We start from the raw sequence: 19,685 nt of genomic DNA, 5'->3' as shown, positions 1-19,685 counted from the left end.
AGATGATACGTGTTTTTATTTATATTTTTGTTGTTTGTATCCTCGGTTTAGCTTTCACGTGGGTTGCTAATCACAATGGTATTTTTGTTCTCACATTTTTGCATTTCAGATTTTCTGCTTCATTGCTTACAGTGTTAAGTGTGCTTATTTTGTTTTTTGTAACGCTGGTGCTTTTATGGTGGTTATTGTCTTTCTTTTTTTCCATACCGAGTGCTCTTTCCAATTATTTTTATAAACGCCATCAAAAGCGTGGTTACAAAGCTCTTTCAAAGGGGATTCTTGCAACTTTTGCTGGTGATAGTATGGTTGCGCAAAAAATGGAAGCACGGGTTGCTAAATATCTTGCAGGAAAACAAGAGCCATTGGTAAAACTCTTACAAGCGCAAACCTTGTCTTTACAAAATGACTCTGTTCGCGCCATCGGACTTTATGAAGAGATGAGAAAGGAAGATCCGACAAAACTGGTTGGACTTTATGGTTTGTTTCGTGAAGCGATGAAGAGTAAAGCTTATGAGGCAGCACAACAATATGCCGAAGAGGCACTGACTTTATCGCCAGCACTTTTATGGGCGCATCAGGCGGTGCTTGATCGGTTAAGTACTGAGGGTAAATGGGATAAGGCACTTACTATTTTTGAAAGAACGCAAAAAGCTCTCCCGCGTTCTATTCGCGCGACTCCAGAGCGGCAGCATATACAGGTTTTACTACTAAGTGGGCAGGCACTTTCTTTGTTTGATACACATCCTGTACAAGCACGTGAAGCTATTTTGAAAGCCCATAAATTGGCGCCTGATTTTGTTCCAATAATAGTTATTGCTGCTGATATTCTTTATAAATTAAACGAAACGCGTAAAGCGGATAAAATGATTATAGCGGCTTGGCAAAAGGAGCCTCATCCTGATTTGGGACCGCTTTATCTTGAAAGAGAAGAAGGAGCCATTGGGCGATTGAAAAGGGCTAAGACACTTGCTTCTTATAATAAAGATGCATTTGAGTCGGCTTTCCTTATTGCTAAAGCAGCTTTGGATGCTGGTGAAACAGCATTAGCAAGAGAGAAGGCACAAAAAGCATTACAATGTCATCCACGGGAAAGTGTTTATTTATTGTTGGCAGATATTGAAGAGGCACAGGGAAACAATCAAGGTGCTGTGCGTCAATGGCTTTCTTTAGCACTTCGTGCTGAACGTGATCCAGTGTGGATGTGTGATGGGTCCATTTTTTCTTCTTGGTCAGCGGTTTCTCCAATCAGTGGACGTTTGGGCTGTTTTGAATGGAAGGCGCCTCCTTGTATGCCTTCTCTCACATTAGAGGCGGACAATATTGTGTCGAAAAGGCAAGACAAAGAGTATGTTATGGGAAAAAGTGATGATGTTGGAGATAAGAAGCTTGAAAAATTAACACCTATAGATGATTCTCTTTTGCATAATGCGCAGGTGGAGAAACAAGATATAAAAGAAAAAGATGTAAAAATGTTCAGTCAAACTCACTTAAATGTTGATGATCCAGGGGTTAAAACAGAAGAAGAAACATCTTTATCGAGGAAAAAATTTCGTTTATTTTAAATTGCACCAATGTGATAATACGAATGTTTTCTCAGAAGAAACAATTGACCTAGAAGAAAAAATATCGTTAGTCTTATCCAATAAAATTATTCTCTTATGTTTTAAAAATAAAGTTTTGCTTGGTAGCAGAGGTGATTGGTTAAAAAATGTTTTTAAATCAGAGATGTCTTGATAAAAAACAAAAAAATAACAAACCAAGGATTGCTGTCGTTATTCATCGGCGCTCTACCTATACTGGTCGTTTGGGAAAATTTTTACAACAAAATGGTTTTGTTCTTGATATTTATCGTCCTATTTTTGGACAAAAACTCCCTGATACATTAGAGCATTATGCCGGCGTTGTTATTTTAGGGGGACCGATGAGTGTGAATGACAGCGAAGCCTATATTGGTGAGGAAATTGATTGGATTTCGTTATCACTAAAGGAAAATAAGCCTTTTTTGGGTATTTGTCTTGGAGCACAAATGTTAGCGCGAAATCTAGGGGGGCGCGTTGGTACAAGAAGTGATGGGACTGTTGAAGTCGGCTGGTATCCACTAGAAGCAACCCCACAAGGGAAGGAATTGATGAATTGGCCAGAGATGGTCTACCATTTCCATGATGAAGGTATTTATGATTTACCGAAAGAGGCAATGCTTTTGGCAACAGGGAATACATATCCTACACAAGCTTTTCGTTATGGAAACAATGCATGGGGCTTGCAGTTTCATGCTGAATTTACACGCGCTATGATGCGGCGTTTGGTCGTGCGTTCGGCACATAAATTGACTGAAAAAGGTGCTCAACCTGCTTGTGCACATTTGAAAGGTCGTTTAATCTATGATCGAGCTTTGAGCCAATGGTTTGAAAGCGCATTACACCAGATTTTTTGTACACCGCCCGTACTTGTGTGATTGTTGACAAAGCATTGATTTATATAGGTAATTCACGGTTTTGTATATTGAATGAGAACCCCGAATATAGTAAGGTTTTCTCATTCCAAACCTGTGTATGTTGACTCAATAAAAACTTCTTGCTTGCATGTCACAAGTGGGGCTGGCGTGTGGGCAAAAACTGTATAAGAAAAGACTAAAAATGCTTCTTATGAACTGTCTTAAGTGTCAAGGGTTGTCGCAACATTTGGGGGCTAGCCAAATATAATGATGGTGCTGGCTTGGCTCCTCCATAAGCGTAAAGATGGGGGGCTCAATGGCTTTATCGTTAAGAGACACTATTCATTATCATTTTTGTTGTGCTGTAAACAGTATGGTTTAAGGCAGAGGTAGAAAATCTATGTAAAACTTTACACATGAGGTGTTTTTTGTTAAAGGGTGTAATGGGTTTTTTTTAAGAAAATCTTGTTTATTAAGCTTATGAGATACTATACTTTAGAACGATGTATAGGGGCTTCTTGAAGTGATCAGTAGATAAAATCCGATCGATTAAGAAGTTGGATTGTGTATAAACTGAACGTGGTTGGGAATCTTTATCCTTTTTAGGGTGGGGAGGAAGTTAAGAGATAAAGAAAGTTTGAATATTGTCTAAATCCTTTCAAATACCATCATCACAAAAAAGTTTTTCTTTGAGTTATTTAATTTGTGGGCTCTTTTGTCTTGCTCTGATATTTATTTATAGCGCACTCTGGTTTTTTTTTCACGTAAAATAGAAGACTATGTTTCTGATATATTCACAAAAGTATCTTCCCATAATATGGCGGCGGTATGTGAGAATGTGCACAAGGATGGTTATCCTTTACGTGTCGGTGTTGTTTGTGACAAGTTTCAATTTTCTTGGCCTTTACATGGGGTTTCTTTATCGACGGGGCGTTTGACAGCTGGTGCACCAATTTACGCACCTCATTTGGTCGAGTTTAATGTTCATTCTCCTGCATTAATTGTTTTTTCCGGAAAAACTCCCATAGTATCGCATTGGCGCAATTTGGTGATTGAAACAGAGCCTTATTGGAAAACGGGTAAAACATTGAAATTTATAGCTGAAGGGCTTGATATTTCATCTTTTTCCTCTTCCCCTGAAGATCAAAAGCTTCAAGAAGCATTAAGAGCACAAACGGCAGATAAAAAAACGACACAAGAAAATATTGAAGATCCGGCATCTTTGCAAAATACGCATGACGTGATTATTCAGCCGTTAGAGCCACAAGATATGCCTCAAAAAATAACGGCAGAATTTTTGCGTTTTGATCTAAAACATGAAAAGAATAATTTATCGGGACATATAACTTTTGACGGTTTTGATGCTTCTCCTTTTTTAAAATCTTCTTTTGTTGATATTCCTAAAATTGATGGCAATTTGAAATGGATTTTAAATGACATCTCTTTTCAGTCTGAAGATGAAGAAAAAAATTGGCAACAGCGACTGTATGGAAAAAGTGGACTTTTAAAGCAAGGTGAATTGACTTTTCATACAGGTGGTGCAGTGCGTATTAGTGGACCTTTTTCTTTTGATGATGAAGGATATTTGACAGCAAAATTTGAACTTGTCCTTATTCAGTCCATGAAGCTTCTTGACACTCTGCAGCACTTATTTCCCGCGCAAGCCAATAATCTTCAAGCGTTATTTTTTATTTTGGGTGTTTTGCCTAAAAATGCGGACGGCACTCCCGTTCTTTCCTTGCTCATTAACAATGGGTGGGTAAAATTAGGCTTTTTAAAACTTGGTCGTCTTGCTCCGCTTTAGGTGTTGTACCAAAGTCTTTTTTCATTTTTACTACCAAATTTCGATTTTTTCTGATTTTCATACTTTTTTTGCAATTTTAGAGTGTCAAAATCTATTTTAACAAAATGCGTATTTAATGGTAAAAAAATAGCTATAAAAATAAAAAATTACCACCTACTCCTAATTCGTCCAACCTCTTTTCACTTAGTACAAAATCTTATGTCAAACTACATATAGCAACAGTGTTTGTATGGAAAAAGTGGCATTTTAAAGTATGCTGAATTGCCTTTTTATACAGGTGGTGTGGTTTTTGTTAGGAACCTTTTTCTTTATATATGGAATGAGCATATTGCATATATTTGTTTGGGTGTAACCTCTTAAAACAAGTAAATAGCCTAGTTGGAGGAAGATATGAAGTTGTAAAGGGGAAAATCAACATCCATCTTTACTGTCATTTTTTATTCGATTTTATGCATTTCAAAAGCAGTTACAGTTATATCTTTTAAATAATGGATTAAACTTATCCTTTTATTTCTGATATTTTTTAATGAAGCCATATGTCTTCCACGTAAAACAGAATATATTTGTATTGCATATTTACGTATTTATTAAAACAATATTTCTCAGTGCTTCTTATTTCACGATGTCGCCTATGAATGGTATAACGATAAAGCCATTAAACACCACCATCTTTTCGGTTATGGAGTAATAAGCTAGGGGGCAACACCATCATATTATATTTGCTAACTCCCAATGTTACTGCAGCTTTTGGCACTTGGGGCGGTTTATGAGGGGCATTTTTAGTCCTTTCTTTACTGTTTTTATCTATTCGGTTTTCCCATTTGCAATATGCAAGGGGAAATGGGGTTAATTGACAGTAAAATTTGAATTTATTTTTTATTTTGAGTGCTCTGTCTAAAAATGCAGGATAGGGCTTCCGTTCTTCCCTTGCTGATTAGTCATGGATGGATAGAACGGAGCAAAAGCTTAGCTGTTTTGTACAGCTTTTAAGTCTGAAAGTTTATGTTTTTAGGGTGAAAAATAAATCCTGTTGTTTTTTTGAAATTGTTGCAAACAATTCTATTGTGATAAATAGCGAGATTTTTATTTTTGGAACCTTGCCTAAAAATGCAAACTCCCGCTCTCTATTTTTGTTGGTTTGTTGTAGTGGTGGGATAGAACGGGAGATTGAGTGGGTCGTTTTGTATTTGCTTTAGGTTTGAAAGCCAATATTTTGAAGTTGAGAAATCAATCCTGCTGCAAAGGTAAAACGAGAAATATTGAGATCATTTTCAATAAGGGCGCTAATGCGGTTTGTAATGTTGTGAATATGATCTTCTTCTGTTTTTTTCCAAGTGTCAAAAGGATCTTTTTTCTTTCCATGATTTTTGAGGATTTTCATAACGATTTGCCGAAAGCTTTCAGAAACATTTTCTTTGGCTTGGCTTAAAGCCATACTATCATAATAATCTACTACAGGGATTATACGACTTGCTTCGTTAATGCGGTTTATACGAATGATTTGCGCAAGTGAAAAGTAGATCTCTGCGGTTTTAATAAGATCACTGTTGCTTTTTTTTGCAATTAAAGAAATATCACAGATTGTTGAAGCAGCTTCCAAGAGGGCTAATTGTTTCGCTAATGCTTTTGGTGCTCCCTCTTCGCTGTAGTGTAATGCTTTTTCTTCAATCTTTTGCTTAATATCGTTGTCGTGAGAATGCATAAGCTCTTTTTCAATAACGCTACGGGCTTGCTTTATTGTTTTTACAATTTCTTCTAATGGACGTGAGAGATCTATGTTGTGCAAACCCCAATTGGTTGTTTCAAAGAGCATTGGGTTCATTGTTGCGTAGAATTTATTTTGGACAAGACCGGGTATTTTATTATCAAGCTTATCAATTTGCTCAGACAATTGAGGAATTTCGAAACCATCGCGGATGGCAATGAAAACGCGAATAATATTTTCAGTCTTTTGTTCTGTTGCATCGTGTAGTCTATTAACAAAAGTGGGGCCTCCACGATTTACAATATCGTTGGCAATCAGCGTTGCGATAATATTACGACGCAATTGATGGTTAATAACTTCCTTCTTAAAATTTTCTTGAATTTGGGTTGGAAAATAGTTCAGCAAGGCTGTATTGAAATAGTGATCATCAACAATGGGGCTATTAGCAATTTCTTCTTTTAAGGTCAATTTAGCATAGGCAAAAATAACGGCGAGTTCTGGACGGAGAAGACCTTTGCCTTGGGTTGTTCTTTGTCGTAAAATTTGCTCATCAGGGAGTATTTCAACTCTACGATCTAGAAGCTTTTTTTGTTCCAAATCGTGCATAAAGCGTATTTGATAGGGCAAATCAGTAGTGCTTTGGTTTTCCGCCAAAGAAAGCGCAAGGGGTTGTAGATAATTGTTGCGCAAGACGAGTTGCTCGACTTGAGGCGTCATTTTTTTCAAGAGCTTATTGCGATCTTCGCGGGTTAACGTTTTGGCACGTAGTGCTGATGCAAGAACAATTTTGAGATTGACCTCAATATCAGAACAATTCACACCAGCAGAATTGTCAATGGCATCCGTATTGCATCGACCACCATTTAAGACATATTCAATCCGTCCACGTTGTGTAACACCAAGATTAGCTCCTTCACCAATAATTTTTGCACGCACTTGTTCTCCGGTAATGCGTATTGCATCATTTGCGCGATCACCTACTTGGGCATCGTTTTCTGTTGCAGCACGGATATAAGTACCAATGCCACCGAACCATAAAAGATCAACAGGGGCTTTGAGAAGAGCAGAGATAATTTCAAAGGGTGTTCCTGTTTGTTTTTCGAAACCAATGGCTTGTGCTGCTTCAGGTGAGAGAGTAATGGTTTTTTCTTTTCGTGAGAAGATACCACCGCCCTTTGATAATTTGCTTTGGTCGTAATCCTGCCAGCTTGAGCGAGGCAGTTTGAAGAGACGCGTACGCTCTGCATAGCTTTCGTCTATGTTCGGATCTGGGTCAATAAAGATATCGCGGTGATCAAAAGCGGCAATCAATTTTGTTTGTTTGGAAAGCAGCATCCCATTGCCAAAAACATCACCAGACATGTCGCCAACACCGACACAGGTGAAGGGCGTTGTTTGAATATCGTGATTAAATGACTCTCTAAAATGTCTTTTGACGGCTTCCCATGCACCTTTAGCTGTAATACCAATGTCTTTGTGGTCGTAACCTGCTGAACCTCCAGAGGCAAAAGCATCATCAAGCCAAAAGTGGTTTGCTTGGCTGATGGCGTTGGCTGTATCAGAAAAAGTTGCTGTTCCTTTGTCTGCCGCAACAACAAAATAGGGGTCAGGGTCATCATGACAGATGACATTGTGGGGAGAACTTATTTTGCCGTTAATCAGATTGTCTGTAATGGAGAGCAAAGCTGTTATAAAGTCTGTATAAGCTTGTCGTGCTGCTTCTATGATGACAGCACGGTCATTTGTTTGGGGAAGCCGATGGGGATAGAATCCACCTTTTGCACCTGCAGGAACGATAACCGCATTTTTAACTTGTTGGGCTTTGACTAAGCTAAGCACTTCGGTGCGATAATCTAATGCACGGTCAGACCAACGAATTCCGCCACGAGCGATAGGTCCAAAACGCAAATGGACCCCTTCAACTTCTGGTCCATAAACAAAAATTTCTCGGTAAGGGCGCGGTTCAGGCAAACCTTCAATCTGGCGCGGATTTAATTTGGTGGCTAAAATACGCCGTGGACTTCCATCAGGAAGAGGTGTAAAGGCATTCGTTCGTAAACTCGCCTCGATAAGGTTACAATAACGGCGTAAAATGAGATCATCATCTAAACCAGAGACTTTCCGTAATTTTTCTTCAATGCGCTTTTGAATGACTTGTTGGTTTTTTTCCCGTTCTTTTTCTGTATGGCTTTGATGAAATTTTAAATGAAATAAAGCATAAAGATCTTGAGTAATGTCAGGATAAGCATTTAAAGTTTGGGCAACGCGATCTTGCGAATAAGGAATTCCAGCTTGTTGGAGATAGCGCCCATAATGGCGCAAAATAACAATTTCATGCCAATCAAGCTCAGCTGTTTGGGTGAGAGCATTAAAGCCGTCATTATCAGCATTTTGTGCCCAAATGGCTTCAAAGGTTTCGGCGTGTTTTTGACCGTCTTTTTCAAAATCGATACAGCGTTGGAAAGTACTTTCTAGCTGCATATCATGAAGATACACAGAGCGCCCATTGCCATCTGGTAATTCAAGGGTTTGTTCAGCAATAACGCGAAACCCCATGTTTTCAAGGAGTGGTACACGTTTGGAAAGGGCAAGTGCTTCATGGCGGTGAAAAAGCCGAAGAGAAATGCACTGTTTTTCTTTGTTTTGTGCGTGATAAAAGATCACGAAAAGGGGCTTTTCATCATGAAGACTTAGAATATGTCCGGCATCGTTAATAGCGTCTTCAGCTGAAAATAAATCACGATAGCTGTTGGGGAATTCACTGGCTAGACGTGTTTGTTGCTCTGTTATTTTCTTGTTAAGAGCGATGGCTTGAACCCTGTCTTCCCAACTTCGTGCAATCGAACGTACATGTTGTTCAAGTGTGGAGCGCTCGTGAAGAGGAACAGTTTCGTTTCCTTTGCGATGGATGATATAATAGACACGTATAAGGGTGCTTTCCAAAAATAGCGGATAAGATTCAAAAAAGTCACCTTTATAAAGCTCAACAAAATGTTCGCCAACTTTTTCACGCAGGCTGCTGCTATATTGGTCACGCGGTACGTAGACAAGGATAGAAACAAAGCGTCCAAAAGAATCAGTGTGGGCAAGAACTCGTAAACGTGGGCGCTCATCTAATTGTAGAATAAGCTTAGTGTTTTCTGTCAATGTATCAACATCAGAGCGAAACATTTCATCTCTTGGATAGGTTTCTAAAGCACTGATGAGTGCTTTTCCTGAATAATCGGCGTGATTGTGTCCAAGACGTTGAATAATAGTTCGGGCTTTTTCTTTTAAGAAAGGAATTTGCAAAATAGAACGTGTATAAGCTGAGGAGGTAAAAAGCCCTACAATGCGTAATTCTCCACAGAGTTGGTTTTCTTTATCAAAGATTTTAAGACCAATATAATCGAGCCAAACAGAACGGTGAATTTTGGAGCGGCTGTTCGCTTTTGTCACGATAAACAGATTATCGCTTTCCATGAAGGATAAAACTTCTTGAGGAGGTTTTTTCATGCTTTTATCGTCAATAATATGAATAGAAGCATCCGTGAGTATACCAAGTTCAATATTACTCGCTGTAAAGGATTTTAGGGGTTTTTGGTGTTTGATGAAGTTGTAAGTGCGCATACCAAGGAAAATGAAATTATCGTCCATTAGCCAGTGAAGAAACTCAATGGCTTTTTCGCCTTCTTGTTTGTAGTGCGGGGGAAGACTTATTTGGTAGGCATGAATATGCTTTTCAACTTCTTCAAGCATAGGTTTCCAGTCTTGTACAGCAGCATTAACCTGTTCAAGAACTAAGGTGAGTTCATTATCAAGTTTTTGTATTTGCTGTTTGTTTAATGACTCGATGTGAATTTGCATCAGACTGATGCGTTTTCCAGAAGCACAATCAATAATGGGGTGTGCAATCAAATAGATATGGTTTTTGTGTTGATTAAAAACATTTAAAATAGAATCGAGAAGGAAGGGTTTGTTATCATTGACAAGCGTGATAACGGTTATAGGTCTGTTACTGCGGGTTAAATTTTGCTCAAAGCAGATGGTGTTGTTTCCCGTCTGATGGAGATTAAAAGCTTTTACCGCGATGGCTGTGGCCTTTTTAAGTTCTTCATTTTCATAATAAGTAATATCTTCTTCATCGGTTTGGGCAAAAAGGATTTGTTCTATTTTATCTTGGGTGTTTTTTGTTTCTGTTTTTTTTTGTTGCAACACATTCACTCTCCCTTTTTGCTCTTAAGGGGTCTTTTCTTCTCTTTTTAAAAGCAGACCATTATATTTTTTATATACTGTAACACCTTCTTTCTGAAGAAAATAGCTCTTTATTTGGAAAGAATGAGTTTGTTTTTGCTATTTTTAGTAATATTTTGTACTTTAAAGAAATATTTTGCTTCAAGGAAAGGGCATTTTTAGTATTTTTGTATGTTAATAGTTTGTTTTTTAAACTATACAAAATGAAAGTAAAAAAAGAAGCAAAAGTAAAGAGAGAATGGCGCATTTACCAGAAAGACTTTTAAGTGGTTACCAAAACTTTATAAACAATCATTTTTTATATAAAATAGCAGATTATCAGCAATTGGCGATAGAGGGGCAGAAACCTGAAGTTTTGGTCATTGCTTGTTGTGATTCGCGTGCAGTACCAGAAATGATTTTTGATGCTAAGCCAGGGGAAATTTTCACTCTGCGCAACGTGGCGAATGTGGTTCCTCCTTTTTCTCCTGATGACCAATATCACGCAACATCAGCAGCTCTTGAATATGCTGTGCAATTGCTTGAGGTGAGACATATTGTCGTTTTTGGTCATGCCCATTGTGGAGGCATTCGTACTGCTCTTAATGAGACATATAAATCTTTATTATCAAATGATTTTATCGGTCAATGGATAAGTCTCTTAGCTCCAGCAGCAGAAATCGTTTTGAATAATAAGTCGCTGTCTTGGCCAGAAAAACAGACGGCATTAGAGCAGCTTTCTATTCGCCATTCGTTGAGAAATTTAGAGACGTTTCCGTGGATAAAGCTTCGCAAAGATCAAGGTTTTTTGACATTGCATGGGGTTTGGTTTGATATCTCTAGCGGAAAATTATGGAGCATGGAACAGGAAACAGGTTGTTTTATGCGTGTTGAAGTTGAAAGTTTTGAAGTATAGTATTTGTTGTTTTTATTTCTTCGTATAAAAAGATATTTTATGATAAAACTTGACAAAGCTGGGGTTTTATTGTTTGAAGGAGCAAGCTTTCAGTGACAAAATTAACTTGGAGCCACCGACTGAGACCCCGGTTTAAGGGTATAAAGAGATCTCAGAGGTCAACATCCGACGGCGCGATGCGTTCTCGGATGCTATTTTGGTTTGTTTGTTATGCAACAATGAGGTAAATGATGTTTGAATCCTTGCAAGAGCGACTTGGTTCTATCCTGTCTCATTTGACGGGACGTGGCGCTTTATCGGATCAGGATGTTGTAGAGGCGCTGCGTGAAATTCGTCGCGCTTTATTGGAAGCTGATGTTTCTCTTGATGTTGTGCGCTCTTTTACCGATAGAGTTTGGGAAAAAGCTGTTGGGGCCGAAATCGTAAAATCAATTAAACCAGGCCAAATGGTGGTTAAAATTGTTCATGATGAATTGGTTCATATTCTTGGAAATGAAAGCGTTCTGAGTGATTTAAATGCACCAGCTCCTGTTGTTATCATGATGACTGGTTTGCAAGGTTCGGGAAAAACAACCACAACAGCAAAGCTTGCAAAACGTTTTACTGATAAGCACAATAAAAAAGTTCTCATGGCGTCATTAGATACACGCCGTCCCGCTGCACAGGAGCAATTGCGCCAATTGGGAGAGCAGGCAAAACTTGCAAGCTTGCCTATTATTGCGGGTCAGCTGCCCGTTGATATTGCATCACGTGCCGTGCAGGCTGCTAAATTGGGTGGTTATGACGTGCTTCTTCTTGACACAGCAGGACGTAATCATATTGATGAAGCTTTGATGCTCGAATTGGCTGAAATTAAAGCATGTTCCCTTCCTCATGAGATTATGTTGGTGGCTGATAGTTTGACGGGGCAAGATGCCGTTCATCTTGCTCGTTCTTTTGATGAGCGTGTAGGGATTACGGGGATTATTTTAACACGGATGGATAGTGATGGGCGTGGTGGCGCTGCTCTTTCTATGCGTGCTGTTACAGGTAAACCAATTAAAGCAATTGGAACTGGTGAAAAAATAGATGCTTTAGAAGAATTTCATCCCAGTCGTATTGCTGATCGTATTCTCGGAATGGGGGATATTGTTTCTTTGGTTGAAAAAGCTGCAGAAACAATGGATCACGAGAAAGCTGCTGCTTTTGCAAAAAAAATGCAAGCCGGAAAATTTGATCTGAATGATCTTGCAGAACAGTTGCAGAAAATGAAAAAACTGGGTGGAATGGGCGGTATTATGGGCATGTTGCCAGGAATGGGGAAGGTCAAAGAGCAGATTGCGGCTGCGGGGTTTGATGATCGTTTGTTTGATCGTCAATTGGCCATTATTTCATCTATGACACCGAAAGAGCGGGCGAATCCAGAGCTTTTAAAACATAGCCGCAAACAACGAATTGCTAAGGGGTCTGGTACGACAGCGGCTGATATTAATAAACTTTTGAAGATGTATCGCCAAATGGCTGATATGATGAAAGCCATGGGTGGTAAAGGAAAAAGTGGTTTTATGGGAAAAATGTTGGGAGGCCTTGGTTCCAAAATGGGTTTTGGTGGTATGGGAAACTTGGGAGGGGATTCTTCAGCTATGCCGGATTTGTCGGGATTGGATCCAAAGCAATTCTCAATGCTTCAAAAGCAAATTGAAAATGGTAATGGAGGGAAGCTCTTGCCCGGACTTCCTAAGCGTGGACCTACATTTCCTGGTTTTTCCAATGGCATTGTCGATGGGGGAAATTTTCCTCAGCATCCTAAGAAAAAATAAGATGTAAAGAGGGAAAGGAATATAATGCAGGAAACAGTATTAAACGAATTGGCACATTTACGAGCATCCATTGATAATTTTGATGCAACCTTGATTCATATCTTAGCAGAGCGGTTTCGTTGTACGAAAGCTGTTGGGCGCTTAAAAGCCCATTATGATTTGCCTAAAGTAGATCCTCTGCGTGAGCAATATCAGGTAGCGCGTTTGCGGCAATTGGCTATAGATAGTCATCTTGATCCTGATTTTGCTGAAAGATTTTTAAAATTTATTATTAAAGAAGTTGTGAGTCATCATGAAGTTATTGCTGAAGAGCAAAAAACAAAAAAAGTCAATTTAAACGAAAGCCAGAGCTGACAATAGGAGATAAAATATGGCATTGAAAATTCGTTTGTCCCGTGGAGGTTCAAAAAAACGTCCTTACTATCATATCGTCGTTGCAGATGTTCGTAGTCCGCGCGATGGACGGTTTCTTGAACGTGTTGGTGCATGGGATCCAATGTTGCCTAAAGATGGACCGAGGGTGAAACTTAATGAAGAACGTATCCAATATTGGCTTGCGCAAGGGGCTCAACCAACAGATCGCGTTTTACGGTTTTTAGATGCAGCTGGCTTGAAAAAGCGTCCAACTCGTAATAATCCACATAAAGGTGAACCGGGTAAAAAAGCACAAGAACGTATAGCAGCAGCAAAGCAAGCGGCAGAAGAAGCAGCGGCAGCGGCTGAAGCAGAATCTGCTACAGCATAAGAAGCATGGTTGTTTAATCAACGTGTTTTTAAAAGCTTTAGAAAAATAAATATTATCCGTTTTTGTCTATCAAAAACGGATTTTCTTTAAAAAGCTGCTTGTTTAAACCGCGCTGGTTTTTTTTAAAAATCAATGGCGCGGCCTTTAATTTCCCAGTCTCCATAGCGGGAAGGGTCTTTGCCGCCGCGTCCGCCGTTTTCTAAAGGTTGTTCTTTTTTTGTTGCGCGTTTTCGTCTTTCCTCAGCTTCTTTAAGGGCGCGTTGTGCTGCGGGAGAAAGAGATTGCTGTTTAATGACAGTTGCATTTTTTTTGCTTGTTTTCTCATCTTTTTTATTCATTTTACACCTATTCCATTGAAAAAGCAGAAAGAAAACACCATCATATAGTATTGATTGACTTTTATCATGGAGTTTTTTGAGTAATGAATATAATGCGTACAGCTATGCTTTTGGCTTTTTTAACTGCTCTTTTTATGGGAGTTGGTTATCTTGTTGGAGGGGGTGGTGGCATGGTCATTGCTCTTTTGATGGCAAGTGGTTTAAACTTTTTTTCTTATTGGAATTCAGATAAAATCGTTTTACGCATGTACGGGGCGCGTGAAGTTGATCAGCATTCAGCACCAGTTTATTATAAGATTGTAAGCGATTTAGCTAAAAAAGCTTCTCTTCCTCAACCAAAAATTTATGTTATTGAGAATGCACAGCCAAATGCTTTTGCGACGGGACGTAATCCGCAAAATGCAGCTGTTGCTGCAAGTACTGGGTTGTTAGAGCGGTTAAGCGCTGAGGAAATTGCCGGCGTTATGGCGCATGAGCTCGCACATATTGAGCATCGTGATACGTTAACAATGACTCTAACCGCAACGATTGCAGGGGCAATTTCAATGCTTGGTAATTTTGCTTTCTTTATGGGAGGACAGCGTAACTCTTCAGAAGATTCTCATGGCGCAGGGGCAATTGGAGGATTTATTGCATTGCTTGTGGCGCCTTTTGCAGCGATGCTGGTGCAAATGGCGATTAGCCGTACACGGGAATATGCTGCGGATCGTAGAGGGGCTGAAATATGTGGTAATCCTTTATGGTTGGCTTCGGCATTGCGTAAGATTGCTGATGGGGGACGTGGGGTATATAATGAAGAAGCAGAGCATAATCCAGCAACCGCGCATCTGTTTATTATTAATCCTTTGAGCGGTGAGGGAGCGGATAGTCTTTTTTCGACACATCCAGCAACTGCAAATCGTATCGCTGCTCTTTATCATCAAGCAGAAGAGATGAAAGGGGCTCTTGCCAAAAGTGTGGGATGGAATAAAGAAGACGCTATACATGAAAAAAGCAGCGGAATGAACTATGGAGATTTTCATAGTGGTCAGACTCATGTATTAGGTGAACAGGAAAACAGTTCTTTTCAACGTGTTACAAAACGTCCTTCTTGGCTTCGTTATGAAAATTCAAAAAGATCTCGTTCATAGAGTTATTGAGGGAGCTTTTGAGAAAACTGTGATATAAAGGTGGTGTTTTGAAACACAAAAAAGCGGGGCATGTGTCTGAAAAAAATGTTCCAGGATTAGCTGTTCGGCAGGTATGTGTGCGTCTTTTTGGGGCGGTAGTTGATAAGTACACGCCTCTTTCTGGTTTGACAGATAATGAACACGGAAATCCACAATATTTAAAACTTTCACAACGAGATCGTTTGTTATGTCGGGCTATTTTAACAGCTTCATTGCGTCATCGAGGGCAGATTATGGCGGCTCTCTCACGCTTTTTGGCGCGTCCTTTGCCTTCACAAGCACTTTCACTTCAGAATCTTTTGCATATCAGTGTTGCACAAATTCTTTATCTTGATATTCCTGATCATGCGGCTATTGATTTAGCTGTGCGTGTGGCGAAACTTGATCCTCGAATGCGCCGTTTTTCAGGGGTAGTGAATGCTCTTTTGCGCAATGTTGCGCGTGAGGCAGAGCCTTTACGCCAACAAGTTCCTACCATTGAAGGTGTTCCAGCGTGGTTTGGACAACTTTTAGTGTCAGCTTATGGAACAGAAAAGGCACATCAGATTATCGCAATTCAAAGTGTGGAACCCCCTCTCGATTTGACAGTGAAATCTGATAGTGGTGGATGGGCTGAAAGGCTTGGTGGTGTGGTATTGCCCAATGGTTCTGTTCGATTGAATCGTCTGGAGTGTTCTGTTTCTGATTTACCAGGCTATCGTGAAGGGTCTTGGTGGGTTCAAGATTTCGCTGCATCGTTGCCTGCTTGTTTACTTGGGAGTATTGAGGGTAAACGCGTTTCTGATCTTTGTGCGAGCCCTGGGGGAAAAACAGCACAATTGGCTTTGCAAGGGGCTGAGGTGACTGCAATTGAGCTTTCTGCTAACCGCATAAAGCGTTTAAAAGAAAATATGGAACGGCTTCATTTTTCAGTTCACATTTGGCAGGGCGATGTGAGAAATTTCTATCCCACACAGCTTTTTGATGCGGTTCTTCTTGATGCTCCTTGTTCTTCTACAGGAACAATCCGTCGTCATCCAGATATTTTATGGACGAAATCGAAGGATGATATCGTCAAGTTAGCGGCGTTGCAATATGATTTGCTTGTCGCAGCAATTTCTTTGGTGAAGGTAGAGGGGCGGATTGTTTTTTCCAATTGTTCATTGGCAAGAGAAGAAGGTGAAGATCTTATTGAGAAAATTTTGTCGACACGCAATGACATTGTTTTAGACCCTATTTGTCCAGAGGAAATAGGAGCACTGGAGCATTTGCTTTGTGAGGGGGTGTTACGGACAACGCCTGCGGATTTTTGTCATAAAAATTTTGATGCTGAGAAAACCGTATTTTTAGGAATGGATGGTTTTTTCGCTGCGCGCTTACGAAAAATTGCTTAATTAACGCTTCATTTACAAAAATGGTCGAAATTGTATTTGATTCAGCATAAATGGAGATGAAATTTTGGCAGTTGCGGTAAAAGCTCCTCAGGTAAAAGTGGCAGCCTGTATCGATACGATACAGAATGTTATGCGGCGTTTATGGGTTGGACCATTGTTTCGTTGGCGATTTTCAGGGTTTCGTCCTCATAAAATTTTAGCGCATCCCATGGATTTGCATGTAGCAGACTCTATGATGGCGCATGAATTTTATCATGGTCGTTTTGCTTTTGCTGGTCACATTGTTCATTCTGGTGCTGTTTCGCCGTTTTCATTGGTTCCACCAACGCTAGAATGGGAAGCGGCTCTACATGATTTTCATTGGTTGCGCCATATGGAGGCAGCAGGAAGTGATTTAGCTTCTGCACATGCACGCTCTCTTTTAGAAGATTGGTTTGACCATGCTGGCAAGAAGGTAAAAGGACTTGCTTGGAGTGGTCCTGTTGTGGCGCGGCGCTTGATTTCATGGATTTGTCATTCGAAAATGTTGTTAGAAGGGGCAAGTGAGCGGTTTGAAAAACGCTTTTTGCGTGCACTTGGTTTGCAATTTCGTTATTTGCGCGTGACAATTTGTAGTATGGAGCACAATGATCAACGTTTACAAGCAGCAGTGGCTTTGACATTCGCATCTCTTGCTTTGCCTGTTTCTGTGGCAGTGAAAAAAAAGGTACAAACGACGCTTATAGAGGAGCTTTCCCGTCAAATCCTAGTTGATGGTGGGCATATTTCCCGTAGTCCTGTTATTTTGCTGAATTTGTTATCGGATTTATTGTCGTTACGGCATCTTTTTATGCGTAGCAATGAAACGGCACCCCGTATTTTGATTGATTCTGTTGAGCGTATGTTGCCAGCTTTACGATTCTTTATCCATGAGGATCAGACGTTGGCCCATTTTAATGGGGTTGGTCCCCTTGTGTCGGAACGGTTATCATCACTTTTGGAGCTTGATGAAACAGGAGGACATCCTTTTAGTTATGCCCGTTATTCAGGATTTCAGCGCTTAAAAGCCAATCAAACAACAGTGCTTGCAGATACAGGAAAGTTTCCACCCCGCTCTGTAGCACAGCAGGCTTGTTCGGGGTGTTTGTCTTTTGAAATGTCTTCACAAGGGCACCGTTTTATTATCAATACCGGTGTTAATCCTGATGGGAGGGAAGATTATCGACATTTAGGGCGTGTTACTGCAGCACATTCAACAGCTACGCTTAATGATTGTTCAGTGGGTTCTTTTTATCATAAAAAGAAAAATGGCGCGCCATTTTTGTTTGATGGACCAACAGATGTTCAAGTGTGCCGTATAGATGATTCAGAGAAGACGGGTTTTATTGCGAGTCATAATGGTTATGTGCGACCCTTTAATCTTATTCATGAGCGTGGTCTTATTTTGGCGACAAATGGAGATACGATCGAAGGTTTTGATCGCTTTTTTATGCCAAGTAAAGGGAGAAAGAGACACAAGAGTGTGCAAAATGAACAAAATTATGTTGCTGTTCGATTTCATCTTCATCCACAAGTTGAAGTTAACTATGATGGCAAACGTGTGTGTTTAGCCGTAAAGAACGAGAACGTGAAGAGCGAACAAATATGGTATTTTATATCGCCTGACGCAGATATTTGTCTTGAAGATTCGATTGATTTTGCAGAATTAACAGGTCCACAACGGACACAACAGATTGTTTTATATTTTCGTCCTGCATTTCAGGAAAAAGTTCGTTGGCGTTTTATCCGTAAAGCGTTTGATAAAAAATTAGAACATTGTTCCAACCCATAGTATATTGCGTTTTATATTGCGTGTCGCAAAACATTATTGTTTATTGTGGTAATATTCTCAAAATTTGAAGATCATATCAATTTTATACACGAAGCATTTTTTGGGAGTATGGGTTGGATGTTTTTAGGCAAGGTTTGCTCATAGAATCTCATGAGGTGATGCTAAAGGGATTGGCTTCAGAAAAAAAGTTTTTGAAAGACCCTTGTTGACAGATGAGTACTAGTTAAGGATTTTGATCCTTTAAAGATATGGAGAGAAAATTAAGTAGTTGCTTATCTTCGATAAGTTTTTAAGTGTGATGTTGGGATCAATATTTCTCTCTGAGAGAGTTGCATTAATAGGGCTACACTCCTCACGAAAAACAGAGCGCTATTGTATATTCACGGACTTATTTTAAAGAAAAATCCCTTAACGCTTCCAAGCCTATTTTGCGACGATGCCCGTGATGGGTATAACGGTAAATCCATTAAGCACCCCCCATCTTTATGCTTATGAAAGAGCAGTTCGGCACTATCACACTATTTATCAGTGTCCAATGTTTGTAACAGTTCTTGGCACTAGAGATGGTTCATAAGAGGCATTTTTAGCCTTTTCTTAATGGCTTTTATCCATACAGCTCCCCCCGCTTGTAACGTGCAGGCGAATGGTTTTGGTTGATTCAACATACATAGATTTGAAATGAGAGAAACTTACGGTATTCGGGGTTCTAATTTAATATGAATAACGCTAAATTATTATTACAAATCAAATGTTGTACATCACAGAAGCATTGAAAATTCGAGAAACAATACATTACAATGGCCAAGAAAAATAACCCTTCTGCTCTTTGTTATTATACTAAAAATGAAGTCATAATAACAAACCACAAAATGCGCACTTTTTTATAGCAAAGCATTCTCTCAAATATCTCAAACAATTTTCATAAAGATTTACGCGAATAACGTCGTGCAATTGAATCAATATCACCTCGACAAATTCCAAGATCGCTGAGTTCATATGTTGAAAGACGACTTAACGCATTAACGGTTCGACGATAACGGCGCCAATTACTATAAAAACGTAGAATATTCATATCCTCTACTCAAACTTTTCATTACACTCTTTAGTTTAAGAATAGAGTATATTACTAAAAAGAGTTGTGTTATAATATCATAGCAGGTATGCATCTACATACAAGATAATATCCCTTTAACATTTTCCTCATGCGAAAGGGTAACCATTAAAAATATCAACAAGAACATCTTATCCCTAATCAATGGCTAAATTATGTGCATTTTCTGCGGTGATAAACTTCTTCACGTGTAGATTCTTTGGATTGAATAACTGCTTCCATTTCAACAGTTATCAATAGTCATACGATAATTATGAAAAATTCCTTGA

The 19,685-nt window shown here is 39.4% G+C and carries 13 protein-coding genes; 10 read left to right on the top strand and 3 right to left on the bottom strand.

Features of this window, described 5'->3' with window-relative positions:
- The first annotated feature begins 2 nt into the window (after nucleotides 1-2).
- From ACFIL2_RS04570 to ACFIL2_RS04560, 3 genes are all read left to right on the top strand, one after another.
- Nucleotides 3-1,562 carry a heme biosynthesis protein HemY gene (locus ACFIL2_RS04570; RefSeq protein ID WP_375636560.1) on the top strand — a complete coding sequence of 520 codons (1,560 nt, stop codon included), beginning with the start codon at nucleotides 3-5 and terminating at the stop codon, nucleotides 1,560-1,562.
- 146 nt (nucleotides 1,563-1,708) lie between these two features.
- Nucleotides 1,709-2,455 carry a glutamine amidotransferase gene (locus ACFIL2_RS04565; protein WP_375606037.1) on the top strand — a complete coding sequence of 249 codons (747 nt, stop codon included), beginning with the start codon at nucleotides 1,709-1,711 and terminating at the stop codon, nucleotides 2,453-2,455.
- 796 nt (nucleotides 2,456-3,251) lie between these two features.
- Entirely contained in the window at nucleotides 3,252-4,238 is a 987-nt protein-coding gene (locus tag ACFIL2_RS04560; protein WP_375634907.1) for a DUF2125 domain-containing protein, read from the top strand.
- 1,192 nt (nucleotides 4,239-5,430) lie between these two features.
- On the opposite strand, the gene ACFIL2_RS04555 is transcribed toward ACFIL2_RS04560, so the two are convergent.
- Nucleotides 5,431-10,140 (bottom strand): NAD-glutamate dehydrogenase, encoded by a 4,710-nt coding sequence (locus tag ACFIL2_RS04555; protein WP_375680494.1) that lies wholly within the window; start codon nucleotides 10,138-10,140, stop codon nucleotides 5,431-5,433.
- 274 nt (nucleotides 10,141-10,414) lie between these two features.
- Between ACFIL2_RS04555 and ACFIL2_RS04550 the strand changes: the two genes are divergently transcribed.
- The 4 genes from ACFIL2_RS04550 (at nucleotide 10,415) to rpsP (ending at nucleotide 13,615) form a co-directional block, all read left to right on the top strand.
- Nucleotides 10,415-11,071, top strand: coding sequence for a carbonic anhydrase (locus tag ACFIL2_RS04550; protein ID WP_375612226.1), 657 nt, complete (start codon nucleotides 10,415-10,417; stop codon nucleotides 11,069-11,071).
- A gap of 230 nt (nucleotides 11,072-11,301) precedes the next feature.
- Nucleotides 11,302-12,870 (top strand): signal recognition particle protein, encoded by a 1,569-nt coding sequence (gene ffh / locus ACFIL2_RS04545; protein ID WP_375680501.1) that lies wholly within the window; start codon nucleotides 11,302-11,304, stop codon nucleotides 12,868-12,870.
- A gap of 24 nt (nucleotides 12,871-12,894) precedes the next feature.
- Nucleotides 12,895-13,224, top strand: coding sequence for a chorismate mutase (locus ACFIL2_RS04540; RefSeq protein ID WP_375633593.1), 330 nt, complete (start codon nucleotides 12,895-12,897; stop codon nucleotides 13,222-13,224).
- A gap of 16 nt (nucleotides 13,225-13,240) precedes the next feature.
- Complete coding sequence (rpsP, locus tag ACFIL2_RS04535) at nucleotides 13,241-13,615, top strand: 30S ribosomal protein S16 (RefSeq protein ID WP_375634339.1); 375 nt, start codon at nucleotides 13,241-13,243, stop codon at nucleotides 13,613-13,615.
- 122 nt (nucleotides 13,616-13,737) lie between these two features.
- Here the strand turns inward: rpsP and ACFIL2_RS04530 are convergent, their stop codons facing one another.
- The gene (locus ACFIL2_RS04530; RefSeq protein ID WP_375606032.1) at nucleotides 13,738-13,953 is read right to left on the bottom strand and encodes a DUF1674 domain-containing protein; all 216 of its coding nucleotides are present in this window, start codon (nucleotides 13,951-13,953) and stop codon (nucleotides 13,738-13,740) included.
- A gap of 83 nt (nucleotides 13,954-14,036) precedes the next feature.
- Between ACFIL2_RS04530 and htpX the strand changes: the two genes are divergently transcribed.
- From htpX to ACFIL2_RS04515, 3 genes are all read left to right on the top strand, one after another.
- Complete coding sequence (gene htpX, locus ACFIL2_RS04525) at nucleotides 14,037-15,083, top strand: zinc metalloprotease HtpX (protein ID WP_375676950.1); 1,047 nt, start codon at nucleotides 14,037-14,039, stop codon at nucleotides 15,081-15,083.
- 47 nt (nucleotides 15,084-15,130) lie between these two features.
- Entirely contained in the window at nucleotides 15,131-16,495 is a 1,365-nt protein-coding gene (locus ACFIL2_RS04520; protein ID WP_375634343.1) for an RsmB/NOP family class I SAM-dependent RNA methyltransferase, read from the top strand.
- A gap of 64 nt (nucleotides 16,496-16,559) precedes the next feature.
- Complete coding sequence (locus ACFIL2_RS04515) at nucleotides 16,560-18,305, top strand: heparinase II/III family protein (protein ID WP_375634345.1); 1,746 nt, start codon at nucleotides 16,560-16,562, stop codon at nucleotides 18,303-18,305.
- Nucleotides 18,306-19,224: 919 nt separating this feature from the next.
- Here the strand turns inward: ACFIL2_RS04515 and ACFIL2_RS04510 are convergent.
- A complete protein-coding gene (locus ACFIL2_RS04510) occupies nucleotides 19,225-19,377 on the bottom strand; it encodes a DUF1127 domain-containing protein (protein ID WP_273790070.1) in 153 nt (50 codons plus the stop codon).
- Between the last annotated feature and the right edge of the window lie 308 nt (nucleotides 19,378-19,685).

It is taken from the genome of Bartonella sp. AP30XZML, assembly GCF_042195945.1.
Taxonomy (GTDB): Bacteria; Pseudomonadota; Alphaproteobacteria; order Rhizobiales; family Rhizobiaceae; genus Bartonella.
Note: the sequence above shows the minus strand (reverse complement) of the source record. Positions and strands in the feature narration are given on the sequence as shown.

Bases quoted from the DNA above. Each gene is read 5' to 3' on its own strand.
- ACFIL2_RS04570 (WP_375636560.1), top strand. From the start codon at position 3: ATGATACGTGTTTTTATTTATATTTTTGTTGTTTGTATCCTCGGTTTA.
- ACFIL2_RS04565 (WP_375606037.1), top strand. From the start codon at position 1,709: ATGTTTTTAAATCAGAGATGTCTTGATAAAAAACAAAAAAATAACAAA.
- ACFIL2_RS04560 (WP_375634907.1), top strand. From the start codon at position 3,252: ATGGCGGCGGTATGTGAGAATGTGCACAAGGATGGTTATCCTTTACGT.
- ACFIL2_RS04550 (WP_375612226.1), top strand. From the start codon at position 10,415: ATGGCGCATTTACCAGAAAGACTTTTAAGTGGTTACCAAAACTTTATA.
- ffh (WP_375680501.1), top strand. From the start codon at position 11,302: ATGTTTGAATCCTTGCAAGAGCGACTTGGTTCTATCCTGTCTCATTTG.
- ACFIL2_RS04540 (WP_375633593.1), top strand. From the start codon at position 12,895: ATGCAGGAAACAGTATTAAACGAATTGGCACATTTACGAGCATCCATT.
- rpsP (WP_375634339.1), top strand. From the start codon at position 13,241: ATGGCATTGAAAATTCGTTTGTCCCGTGGAGGTTCAAAAAAACGTCCT.
- ACFIL2_RS04530 (WP_375606032.1), bottom strand. From the start codon at position 13,953: ATGAATAAAAAAGATGAGAAAACAAGCAAAAAAAATGCAACTGTCATT.
- htpX (WP_375676950.1), top strand. From the start codon at position 14,037: ATGAATATAATGCGTACAGCTATGCTTTTGGCTTTTTTAACTGCTCTT.
- ACFIL2_RS04510 (WP_273790070.1), bottom strand. From the start codon at position 19,377: ATGAATATTCTACGTTTTTATAGTAATTGGCGCCGTTATCGTCGAACC.